The 11,922-nt window shown below is 43.2% G+C and carries 9 protein-coding genes and 2 tRNA genes; all 11 read left to right on the top strand.

The features are described 5' to 3' along the window. Positions 1 to 199, top strand: a 199-nt coding sequence (locus V3S16_RS05970) for a type II toxin-antitoxin system RelE family toxin (RefSeq protein ID WP_413883759.1), incomplete at its 5' end; no start/stop codon positions are given. 809 nt (positions 200 to 1,008) lie between these two features. After that, positions 1,009 to 3,252, top strand: a complete 2,244-nt coding sequence (locus V3S16_RS05965) for a dynamin family protein (protein WP_413883758.1) — start codon at positions 1,009 to 1,011, stop codon at positions 3,250 to 3,252. Positions 3,253 to 3,471: 219 nt separating this feature from the next. Continuing rightward, positions 3,472 to 4,263, top strand: coding sequence for a ParA family protein (locus tag V3S16_RS05960; RefSeq protein ID WP_413883757.1), 792 nt, complete (start codon positions 3,472 to 3,474; stop codon positions 4,261 to 4,263). A gap of 136 nt (positions 4,264 to 4,399) precedes the next feature. Further along, a tRNA-Ala gene (locus V3S16_RS05955) sits at positions 4,400 to 4,475 on the top strand. A 217-nt stretch (positions 4,476 to 4,692) separates the two neighbouring features. After that, positions 4,693 to 5,280, top strand: a complete 588-nt coding sequence (gene hisB, locus V3S16_RS05950) for an imidazoleglycerol-phosphate dehydratase HisB (RefSeq protein ID WP_413883756.1) — start codon at positions 4,693 to 4,695, stop codon at positions 5,278 to 5,280. Between the two features lie 125 nt (positions 5,281 to 5,405). Continuing rightward, positions 5,406 to 6,095 (top strand): hypothetical protein, encoded by a 690-nt coding sequence (locus tag V3S16_RS05945; protein ID WP_413883755.1) that lies wholly within the window; start codon positions 5,406 to 5,408, stop codon positions 6,093 to 6,095. Between the two features lie 141 nt (positions 6,096 to 6,236). Continuing rightward, on the top strand, positions 6,237 to 6,980 hold the full coding sequence (gene hisA, locus V3S16_RS05940; protein ID WP_413883754.1) for a 1-(5-phosphoribosyl)-5-[(5-phosphoribosylamino)methylideneamino]imidazole-4-carboxamide isomerase: 744 nt from the start codon (positions 6,237 to 6,239) through the stop codon (positions 6,978 to 6,980). Positions 6,981 to 7,171: 191 nt separating this feature from the next. Beyond that, positions 7,172 to 8,950, top strand: coding sequence for a DNA primase (gene dnaG / locus V3S16_RS05935; protein WP_413883753.1), 1,779 nt, complete (start codon positions 7,172 to 7,174; stop codon positions 8,948 to 8,950). A 268-nt stretch (positions 8,951 to 9,218) separates the two neighbouring features. After that, positions 9,219 to 10,985 (top strand): RNA polymerase sigma factor RpoD, encoded by a 1,767-nt coding sequence (rpoD, locus tag V3S16_RS05930; protein WP_413883752.1) that lies wholly within the window; start codon positions 9,219 to 9,221, stop codon positions 10,983 to 10,985. Between the two features lie 234 nt (positions 10,986 to 11,219). After that, positions 11,220 to 11,292, top strand: a tRNA-Ile gene (locus tag V3S16_RS05925). A gap of 361 nt (positions 11,293 to 11,653) precedes the next feature. Then, the coding region (locus tag V3S16_RS05920) for a Nif3-like dinuclear metal center hexameric protein (protein WP_413883760.1) at positions 11,654 to 11,922 on the top strand (269 nt) is incomplete at its 3' end.

Genomic DNA, 11,922 nt, shown 5'->3' with positions numbered 1-11,922 from the left:
GAGAGCCATCGAAAATCGGCTTGCCACGCAACCTGAAGCCTATGGAAAGCCGTTGCAAAGAACCCTTAAAGGATACTGGAAGCTAAGAGTCGGAGATTACCGTATTATTTTCAAGGTTTCCAGTGACGATATTTTAATTCTCGGTATAATCCATCGAAAAGAAGTTTACAGGCTCATCAAAAAACGGACAGAAGCTTAGTGCTTCGATTCGCAACTACTGTAACGTATTTTAGGATGTTAAGTTTGCGTATTTGCTTACTCGGCTCGGCTGCCTTCGACATGAGCTCAGGCCGAATGTAGCCGTTCGACCCTGAGCAGTTCGGCCTTGAGCTCACTGCCGAAAGGCTCACAGCCGAAGGGCTCGTCGCAGGCAGCACTAAGTCCTGAGTGAATAAATTCGTTATCGAATTTATGAATCGATGGACTTAGGCTTTTTTTTTGGTTTTGGCTTTTTCTTTTTAAGACAGACCTTATCCTTCCTTACAAAAGCACAAAGCTTGGGATTGTAGTACTCTTTGCAATTTAAGGGATTGTAAAGCGGGCACTCAGGATGCTTTTCAGACATAAATCAATTTCCCCTTTATAGCTTAGTTTCCATCCTATAATTAGGTTGTTCACAAACAAATTCCGCCTATCGTATCATAAAGCCATGGATTTTACAAGATATTATGTTTTGAATTGAACGATTGCCGGGTTTGCCGAAGATGCAAGGCGCCGGGAGCTTCAATCCAAGGAGACCCGTTTTCAGGTGGAGGGCAAGATTGGAAATCGTTTTGACAATTAATTTTATACATTGTAATAAAATCGTGTTACGATTTTATGAAACTCCCGTCCCGCTTAAAGCGGGACGGGATCTAATAAGCGAAAGGCTAAGTAAAAAATCAAAAAACGACTTTTTGCGAACGTTTTAGGTTTCACATAAAACCAATAACCGATAACCAATAACGGATAACACCTAATTGAGTTTTACTCAATTTAGGGTTGATTAAACAGATCAGACTCTTTGAAATGGATACATATACATCACTCAAAAAAGAACTTTTGGAAATAAATCAAAAAGTTAATTCGCTTTTTCCCAAAGCGCAATCAATTACGGGAAGGGCGGATCACACCTTTGGCGACTGGCAAAAGACATGTAGCGGCATCAACAAGCAGATAGCAGATGAGATTATTCGAATTGCGGTTGTCGGTCCTATAAAATCCGGAAAGAGTACATTTATCAATGCTCTTTTTAAAGGTGATTACTTAAAAAGGGGTGCCGGAGTTGTCACTTCTATTGTTACGCGTGTTCGCAGAAGAGAATTTCTTAAGGCCAAACTTCTTTTCAAGTCCTGGAGCGAGATTAACTCCGATATGCGGCAGGCTCTGGTCATGTTCCCGGTATTGAACCAGCGCTCAGAGAATGACGGGTTTGACATCAGACGCCAAAAAGAAAGGGCGGATCTTCAAAAGGCCATTGACGCTTTGAGTGCCGAGCAACTTATCACCAAAGGTGTTCTTAATGCCGGCAGCATGCAACTATCATTCTACCTTAAAGGATACGAGAGAATAAAAGAGATCGTTTCCTCAGATAACGTTGTGCAACAGTATAAAGATGACCGTTTTAAAGAGCACAGGGCTTTTGTGGGCGATGAGACTCTGGCGGTTTATTTGAAAGATGTTCAACTTGAGATCAATTCCGGAGAATTTGACGGTGATATAGAAATCGCCGACTGTCAGGGAAGCGACGCCCCGAATCCGCTTCATATTGCCATGATTCAAGATTATCTGCTACTGACACATTTCATAGCCTATGTGATTAGCAGCAGAACAGGACTTCGTGAAGCTGATATCAAATTTTTATCCATGATCAAGAAAATGGGAATCATGCATAACATCATGTTTGTGGTGAACTGCGATTTCAGCGAACATGAGTCCATTGACGACTTTCAAGCTCTGATAAAAAAGGTCGAAGAAGAGCTTTCATCGATTAAACCTGATCCTGAGATTTATTCTTTTTCAGCACTTTACAACCTTTTCAAAGAACATCGCAGCAACCTGCCGCCTAAAAACAGATCCAGGCTCGATCAGTGGGAGCAGGAAAGGAAGTTGGCAGCCTTTTCTGACAGAGAAACCGCACGATTTGAAGAGTCTTTACATCATAAACTTACCAGGGAACGTTACTCGTTGCTGCTAAAAAACCACCTTGAGCGTCTGGACGTAATTTCAACCGGGATTGATCATTGGATTTTAATAAATCAAAACATTCTATCCAAAGATGCCGGGAGCGCAAATCAAATTATAGAAAAGTTGAAGCACCATCAGGGCAGCATGAATCAGATGAAATCAGTGATAAAAAATACCCTTGACGGTGCCCGCCAAAAGATAGAGCAAAAGCTTAAAGCGGATATTGATCGGTTTTTTGATGTTAGGACCGGAAATATATTAAAAGATATCGTTGATTTTATCAGAGGCTATCAAATATCTTATCATGACCATGAAGAGAACCTAAAACAGGCCGGTTTTTCAAGTACTCTATATTTAATATTTCAGGAATTCAAACATGCATTAGACTCTTATATGACCGAAAGCGTAAACCCTGAAATAGTCCGGTTCATCAGGCAGGAAGAGGACTGGATCAGGGAACATCTTAACTCGATTGCCCAACCGTACGAACTGATGGTTCAGGATGCTTTGGCTGCATATAGCAATCTGATGGAAAGCTCTGGTGTCGGCTGTTTACAAAAGAGACCGCCAAAGATCAGTCTGCCGGATATGGATTCGATCAAGAGTATGATCGGGCTGTCGTTTCCGCCGGCAGTGGCATCCCTGCGATACACCGTAAGAATGAAAACAGAAGCTGTCGTACGCCTTGGGTTTTATACGGCGGTCAAAATTTTCAAGAGGTTAATCAAAAAGCCTGTTCAGCGCAAAAATGAATCAGAGATACTTGCCCTGAAAGACGGTGTTTTGCAAATGAAGCGTGAAACCGAGCGGTCAATTATATTTTTTTTTAAGGATTATCAGGAGAATCTAAAATTTCAATATATTTTCAAACTGGTTGAGGCGGTTTCAAACAAACTCTATGATGCCCTTTTGGATCGGTTTCAAGCATACGTTGCCGATCTTTCCAATGTAGTCGCTCTAATCAGCAATAAAAAGTTAGATAAGCAGCGCACGTCCGAACTTCTGAAAGAAATGGAGCAGATTTCTCAGGAAATCAGCCAAAAGATAACGGCGGTCAGGAAGGAAATCGATTCTACCGACCAATGACCTAACAGTTCAGCCACTAAGGCACAAAGGCACAAAGAAAGAGTATGGATTATAAACCTTGATGATTCAGTTTTATTGGTATTGGTTCCATTGGTTTGTTAACGAATAAAACTAATTAAACAATAAAAACAATCGGACAATTTAAATTAGTATTATAATCTTAGAGACTTTGTGTCTTGGTGGCTGAACTATTACCCAATGACGAACGAGGAGGTAATCATGGGAGGTGAGCGTGTCAGAATTATTGCGGCTGCAAACGAAAAAGGCGGCGTCGGTAAAACCGTAACAATTATTAACCTTGGAGCCGCTCTGCTTCAGGAAGGCAAAACAGTTCTTGTTGTGGACATGGATCCTCAGTTTAGTGCCACCAGAGGTCTGGGTGTTGAAGTGCATGAGGGAATGCCGACGATTTATGATCTTATCATGGATCAACAGGCGGTTAAGGCCGCTGATGTAATTGTGCAGACCAGATGGGAGGGGCTTGATTTAATTCCCTCCCATACTGATCTTGCCGGAGCGGAGGTTGAGCTGGTCGATGTGGCAGGCAGAGAAAACAGGTTAAAAGAAGCCCTTGAAAGTGTTCCGGCAAAGTATGATTTCATTCTCCTTGACACACCGCCAAGCCTTTCGCTGCTGACAGTCAACGTGTTTGCTTATGCCAAAGAAGTTATTGTGCCGTGCCAGACACATCCTTATGCTTATGAAGCTTTGGATGAGCTTTTTGATACAATTGCTTCCATCAAGGACGAAATCAATCCGGGTCTTGCTATAACGGGGGTTGTGGCGACATTATTTGACAGTCGGACCAGAATAAGCCACAGCATCATGGAAAAGCTTAAAACGGACGAGCGATACAAGGACCTGCTTTTCGAAACTGTAATAAGAATTAATACGACAATTGCGGAAAGCGCCGGGGTCGGCAAACCGGTGATTTTCTTCAGGCAGAGCAGCTACGGCGCAACAGACTATATCAGTCTGGCCAAGGAATTACTTGAAAAAAAACCTGTTTGAGTCTAAGATCCTAAACAGAAATTCTGGAACAAAAAATAGTGGCTATGAAAAGTTTTGCCTTAAAAATACAGATTTTATTTTATAAATTGACCGACGTTTTGCAATTTGATATATTATCAAAATTAAATAATTTAGTGGGGATGTAGCTCAGTTGGGAGAGCGCGGCGTTCGCAACGCCGAGGTCGAGGGTTCAAATCCCTTCATCTCCACCATAATAAAATTATAACTTTAGAATAATGATTCCAGCAACTGTTTTCCCTTAAATCGTAACAGTTCAGCCACGCAGGCACAAAGGCACAAAGAAGGGGATGAATTATAAACCTTAATGATTCAGTTTTATTGGTTAAATTGGTTCCATTGGTTTGGTTGGTTAACAACTAAAACTGATTAAACCGTAACAGTTCAGCCACAAAGGCACAAAGAAGGATTATGGAACGAATATCCGAGATTGAACGCAAGACTAAAGAAACCGGAATTCGTATTAAGCTGAATATAGACGGCAGTGGGAAAAATGAGATATCAACAGGAATTCCTTTTTTTGACCATATGCTGACCTTATTTGCAGTTCACGGTTTTTTTGACCTGTTTATCAGTGCCAAGGGCGATATTGAGGTCGATTTCCACCACACGGTTGAGGATGTTGGGATTGTGCTGGGGAATGTTTTTAATAAAGCTCTGGCCGAACGAAAGGGTATCAAGCGCTTCGGCCATGCGGTTACCCCAATGGACGACGCCTTAACCTCGGTAACCGTCGATCTGTCAAAACGCCCTTTTCTGGTTTACAATACCCCCCAGGCGGCTGATCCCGGAGGGAATAATTTTACGTCCCTTTCCAAGGAATTTTTCAGGGCATTTGCTGCCAAAGGCGGAATGAACCTGCATGTTAATGTATTTTACGGTGGAAATGAGCACCATATCGTCGAATCTATTTATAAAGCCGCCGGCCGAGCCTTAGATCAGGCCACTTCTTATGATCAGCGGATAACGGGGATTCGCTCCTCTAAAGGTACTCTGTAAAAAAAATGTAAGCGTTCAGAGGTTCAGGGTTCAGGGGTTCAAAGGTTAGCCCAGAACATTGAACCTTTGAACGTTGAACCCAGAACGCTGAACCTCTGAACGCTTACGAAAGGTAACCCTGAACGGTGAACTCTGAACCTGTGAACGCCTACCATAAAGCTTTCATTGTTGTGCTGTTGTTGTTAACAGCCTGCAAAACGAATGTAGTTGTTACGGAATCGTCTGATACTTCATTCAGCATGGAAAAACTCCTGATCCTACCTCTCAGAGACATGTCCGCAGTGTATGGAGCGGGTGTAAGTGTCAGGTGTCCGGTGTGTGGCAGCATAGTGATGACCGGAGAGGTGGCGGAAGGTGCCATGGAGTTCCTGAGCGATAGTCTCTATTCCGCATTAAAAAATAAAGGCGATTTTGAACTGGTGCCGTCCGGTCAGGCTCAGGGGGTTTTGTCAAAGTTGCTGCATGGCGATGCAGACACCTTATCGGAACGTGCCCTTTTGGTTGAAACCGGGCAAGCTTTAAATGCCGATGCTGTTTTGGCAGGATATATCTACCGTTTCAGAGAGCGCGTTGGAACCCGCTATGCGGTTAAATCGCCTGCTTCGGTGGCCTTCGATATCCATTTGATCCGTGTAGCCGACGGCCGGGTGTTATGGTCCGGTCAATTTAATGAAACCCAAAAGTCACTGTCTGAAGACCTTTTACATCTTGAGACATTTTTAAAAAGAAAAGCAAGCTGGATAACCGCTCGCGAAATGGCTCAAGCAGGCCTCGAAGATATCCTGCAATCGTTTTCAGGTTTCGGGATTCGGTGATCAGTATCCAGTGATTGGTAAGCAGTAGGCAGTGAACAGAAGGCAGAGGTCAGGGGTTGGAGGTCAGAGGTCAGGAGTCAGAGGTCAGAAGTCAGAAATGAAAAACGAGCAACCCGCAACCCGCAACCCGTAACCCGCAACATGATTATTATACCCGCAGTTGATATCAAAAACGGTAAATGTGTGCGGCTTTTTCAGGGACGCCTTGATTCAGAAACGGTTTTCTCCGATGATCCGGCCGCCATGGCAAAGCGCTGGGAAAGTGAAGGGGCTGAAATTATTCATGTAATTGACCTTGACGGCGCTTTTGAGAAAAGCCCGAAAAACCTGAATTCTATCGAAAGAATCATTGATAGTGTCAAGGCTTATATCCAAGTGGGTGGCGGAATTCGCACTGCAAAAACAGCTAAAATGTACCTGGATCTGGGCGTAAAAAGGGTCATTATCGGTACCGAGGCTATAAAGAACCCCGCGTTTGTCAAGGATGCCTGCAAGTCTTTTCCAGCTCAAATTGTTGTAGGTATTGATGCCCGTGACGGTTTGGTTGCAATCGAAGGATGGACCGAAACAACCCGGATAAAAGCCGTTGACCTTGCCAGGCGGTTTGAAGATTGCGGTGTTGCCGCTATTAATTTTACCGACATCAATAGGGATGGAATGGAGACCGGACCGAATATTGCAGCGACCCGTCGTATCGCCGAGGCAGTGTCCATACCTGTGGTTGCCTCGGGCGGCGTTTCAACGATTGAGGATATCAAAAAGCTTATGCCGCTTGAGGCCGTCGGTGTCGTCGGCGTTATCATCGGCAGGGCTTTATACAGCGGCAGTTTAAGTCTAAAAGCAGCCATTGAAGTTTCAACAAACTTTCTTGACAAAGCTAAATAAAATATTTATAATCTACGGTTAAAATATTATAAGGGTTGTCGGTTACTCAGTCTCTTTATGTTAGTTTTCTTTCAAATAAAACCAGTTCTTAGTATTCGTCAGTTTGAGCACATAAATATATGTGCAAAGCTTCATCACATTAATGATCTTCCAGTTGTTGTCAGTCTTTCCTATCCATAGTGATGGAGGTTTTGGCAATTTATATCCCAGAAGACAAAATTTCGGAAATAAAGAACACCGCCGATATCGTCGATATCGTATCGGAATTGGTGATTTTGAAAAAAACGGGCAAGAATTACGTGGGACTTTGCCCGTTTCATGCTGAAAAAACTCCGTCTTTCACGGTAAGTCCGGAAAAGCAGATATTCCATTGTTTCGGATGCGGCACGGGAGGGAACGTTTTCAGATTTTTAATGCAACAGGAGGGGCTTTCTTTTCCTGAAGCGGTTAGGGTACTTGCCAGGCGTTACGGCATCGAAATCCCGACACAAAAAATGTCGCCTGAACAGAGAAGACGGATCAGCGAAAAGGAAAGCCTGCTGGCCATCAATCAGATGGCCATGGATTATTTCCGCAGGGCGTTGCTGCACAGTGCTGCAGGCAAAATCGCCATGCAATATCTAAATGGGCGGGGGATTAGCAAGGAGTCTCTTGATAATTTTAATCTTGGATATGCGCCTGGGGGGTGGGACAATCTAACGAATTTTTTTTTAAAAAAAAAGATAACACCGGCCTTGGCTGAAAAAGCCGGCCTGATAGTATCTAGAAAGAGTAAAGACGGTTTTTATGACCGCTTCCGAAACAGGATTATATTTCCGATATACAATGTGAACATGCAGCTGGTTGGTTTTGGCGGGCGGGTAATGGATGATGAACTGCCCAAGTACCTAAATTCTCCGGAAACACCCTTATACAACAAGAGCCGCAGCCTTTACGGCATTCAAAGAGCAAAACAACCTTGCCGGCAGCATGATACGGTTTATATCGTCGAAGGTTATTTTGATCTTTTGGCACTTCACCAGCACGGCATCGAAAACACTGTCGCCACTTTAGGTACGTCACTCACGCCGGGGCATGTCCGGCTTCTTAAAGGATATGCTACCAAAATGGTCATGGTATATGATTCTGACGAAGCCGGTATTAAGGCCGTGCTGCGTAGTATTGGAACCTTTAAAAGAGAAGAAGTGGATGCCCGTATTATCGTGTTGCCCCAAGGCTATGATCCCGACTCTTTCATTATGAAATTCGGGCATGAGTCTTTTATGAAAATCGCTTCCAAATCGAAAGGGATTATGCCTTTTCTAATAGACTCAGCCGTCAACAAACACGGGCTTACGAACGAAGGGAAAATCCGTATCGTGCAAGACCTTAAAGAACCACTTTCCACCGTCTCCGACAAAGTGGAGAGGTCTTTATATATAAAAGAACTTGCTGAGCGCGTCGGCGTTGATGAAGCCGCTGTTCAAGAAGAGGTTCGAGCAACGCCGGCCGGCAAAAAGGACGCTCTGGGCGGATTTCACAAACAAACAGAGTTTAAAAAGTGGGACAGGCTTGAGCAGCAGATTATAAAAATGATGCTCCAATATCCGCAAATATTACCTGAAATCAGCAAACAGAACATACTGGATCTTTTTAGTGACGATAGTTTAAGATCGATAGGAAAGATGGTACTGGCATACAAGGACGACTCGCAAAGCCGGATATCCGATATCATGTCTTTGATTGATGACGATGATAAAAGAAATTTAATATCCCATATATCAATAGTAGAGGATTCCTGGGATCAAAAGAATTGCCGCAATATCTTAGCACGCTTTGTGCTAAGCCGCAGAAGGAATGAAAAGACTTTGCTTGATAAAATCAAGGCAGCTGACAAGGCCAATGATGTTGAGTTGGTTCAAAAGTTATTGGAAGAAATGCAAAAAAGGGCAGAGTTAAGCGATAAACAAAAAATGGCACTGCAAAAATAACCAGAGTTAGGTTCAGAGGTTCAGAGGTTCAGGGTTCAGAGGTTCAGAGGTTCAGGGTTCAAAGGTTCAGAGGTTCAGGGTTCAAAGGTTCAGAGGTTCAGGGTTCAAAGGTTAACCTGGAACGTAGAATCCAGAACGTTGAACCTAGAACGTTGAACCTAGAACGTTGAACGGGGAACCCGCATCAAGTATCCCCGATAAATCGGGATTTCCGCTACGCTCCAACAAGCATCAAGTAGCTATTAGGTCTGCAGGAGGTTTAAACTCTATGGCAAAACAATCCGGTACAAAACGGAAAATTACCAAGAAGGCTTTAAAGGATTTGATTTCGAAAGGGAAAAAGCAGGGATATTTAACTTACGATGAAATTAATAAAGCCCTTCCGGATACCATGCTTTCTCCGGATCAGATTGATGACACACTCATTCTGTTTGATGATAACGATATAGAAATTATAGACGAAAAGAAAACCAAATTGATACCCGGCGCAAGAAAACCTGCAAACAAAAAAAGCGTTACTAGTACTACTTCCAGCGTTGATTTCGGCAAGGTAACCGATCCTGTTAAGATGTATCTGCGCGAGATGGGACTTGTAACCCTTTTGAGCAGGGAAGGCGAAGTTGAAATCGCCAAAAAAATCGAATCCGGAGAACAAGAAGTCTTAAGAGCACTGATAGATACGACAACAGGCGTAAATTGTATTTTAGAGTTAGGCGAACATATTCGACACGGTGCTTTGCGTCCCAAGCATGTGTTAAGGGATATCAGGGATATTGAAGAAGGAGATAACTATGTTGATGAAGCGCTCCAAATCGAAAACTTTTTAAACACTGTTGGTAAAATTAAGGTGATTAATGAAGAAAATGAGGCCTATCGGAAAGAGCTTTTTTTATCTGATCTCGATCCGGATGAACGACGTCGGATTAGGAGGTGTGTAACTCGGCGAAATAATAAAATATTTGATTCTCTGAAAGATTGGCGCCTTGAAATCGGAGTCATGGAGAACATTTACAAGCTGATCAGGGAACAAATCGAATGGTTTGATACCATGAATAAAATGATTTTAATGTGTGCCGAAGTTGTTAATGCTCCGGTTACGGAACTCCGCGCTAATTTAAGAACTAAAAGCAGCTTTACAAAATGGGTCAAGGATCGTTGCAGCCTGACAAAAGAGGAGATGGATGTACTCTATCAGGACCTAAAAAAGATCCAGAAGCAGGTTTCGGAGAGGGCGTTTACTATCAAAGCTAAAAGCCGGACGTTAAAAAGAGTTGTTTCAGCAGTTGAAGAAGGGCGATTAAAAGCCAAATTGGCCAAAAGTGAGTTGGTCAAGGCAAATTTACGCCTGGTTGTAAGTATTGCCAAAAAATATACTAACAGAGGTCTGCAGTTTCTGGATCTGATTCAGGAAGGTAATATAGGCCTTATGAAAGCGGTGGACAAGTTTGAATATCGCCGCGGTTATAAATTCAGTACGTATGCTACTTGGTGGATACGACAGGCCATAACGCGGGCAATTGCTGATCAGGCAAGAACAATACGGATTCCTGTCCATATGATTGAAACCATCAACAAATTGATACGCACGTCCAGGTATCTGGTTCAGGAGCTTGGTCGAGAACCTACTCCGGAAGAGATTGCCCAAAAAATGGAGATTCCACTGGTAAAGGTGCGCAAGGTTTTAAAGATTGCGCGCGAACCTATCTCTCTGGAAACACCCATCGGTGAGGAGGAGGACAGTCATCTGGGGGATTTCATAGAAGATAAAAAGTTTATGCTGCCTTCGGACGCCGCCGTCAGTCTGAACCTTGCCGAACAGACAAGAAAAGTTCTTGCGACTTTGACGCCGCGTGAGGAAAAAGTATTGCGCATGCGTTTTGGAATCGGGGAAAAGGCGGACCATACCTTAGAAGAAGTCGGGCAGGATTTTGCAGTCACTCGTGAAAGGATCAGGCAGATAGAAGCCAAAGCACTAAGAAAACTAAGGCACCCCACCAGAAGCCGGAAGCTGAAAAGTTTTATTGAACAGACGTAAAAATGATGAATTTGCAAAAAGGCAAATTCATCATGTGTTTGGTGTTTAGTGTTTTGTTTGAATTGCAAATGATGTTAAAAACTTGACAAAATAATATTCAGAAACTATAGAGGGGCCAGGTCTACACATTTGACAGATTGTAACCGTTCAGAGGTTCAGGGTTCAGAGGTTAACAAAAAAAACAACCCTGAACTTCTGAACCCTGAACCTGTGAACGCCTACGGCAAATTTTGAGGGCCCATAGCTCAGCTGGCAGAGCCACCGGCTCATAACCGGTAGGTCCCTGGTTCGATCCCAGGTGGGCCCACTCACTATTCATAATAAACCACCAGTCCTGTTAATGTGGCAAAAGTTCAAATGAACAAAACAAATGCATCTAAGAGAACTAAAATTCGGTATAAAACGTTTTGAAGTTAAAAATTTCGAATTACGAATTTCGTGCTTCGAATTTCCGGTTTATCCTGGTTGGGTGTAAATTGATAAAAAAGCAAAATATAATACTGCACTGGAAGCTTTATCTAAAAGTGCGGAACTCAAAGCGTGGTTGTTTTCAATAATCACGCTTTTTTATTTCTGGATGCTTGTTGGAGCGTAGCGGAAATCCCGAACAAGGCTAAATCTAAAACCCAAAATATTATCGCAAGGCGATTTTATGGCTGCAACCGTAGCTGATATCATCAAGGTCATGGAAACGATGGCCCCATACCAATTTTGACAGCGCCGCAGACGGTATCAACGATGTCCTTGCTTTCCGCATTGGACTGACGGATCTTAAAGTGCTTAAAAGGGGGGATTGCCCTGATGAGGACTCGGCCACTGATTATATACAAAAGCAGGGACTTGGCCGGGTCGGAGAGCTGGAAGAAACCATGGAGCTTTTACCTTTGGCATTATCGCTTAAAGAAAAACTGGGGCTTAAATACGTCAAAGTTGCTGG

Origin of the sequence: Candidatus Desulfatibia sp. (assembly GCF_036446775.1) — a bacterium.
Lineage (GTDB): Bacteria > Desulfobacterota > Desulfobacteria > Desulfobacterales > UBA11574 > Desulfatibia_A.
Note: the sequence above shows the minus strand (reverse complement) of the source record. Positions and strands in the feature narration are given on the sequence as shown.

Bases quoted from the DNA above. Each gene is read 5' to 3' on its own strand.
- V3S16_RS05965 (WP_413883758.1), top strand. From the start codon at position 1,009: ATGGATACATATACATCACTCAAAAAAGAACTTTTGGAAATAAATCAA.
- rpoD (WP_413883752.1), top strand. From the start codon at position 9,219: ATGGCAAAACAATCCGGTACAAAACGGAAAATTACCAAGAAGGCTTTA.
- hisA (WP_413883754.1), top strand. From the start codon at position 6,237: ATGATTATTATACCCGCAGTTGATATCAAAAACGGTAAATGTGTGCGG.
- V3S16_RS05960 (WP_413883757.1), top strand. From the start codon at position 3,472: ATGGGAGGTGAGCGTGTCAGAATTATTGCGGCTGCAAACGAAAAAGGC.
- hisB (WP_413883756.1), top strand. From the start codon at position 4,693: ATGGAACGAATATCCGAGATTGAACGCAAGACTAAAGAAACCGGAATT.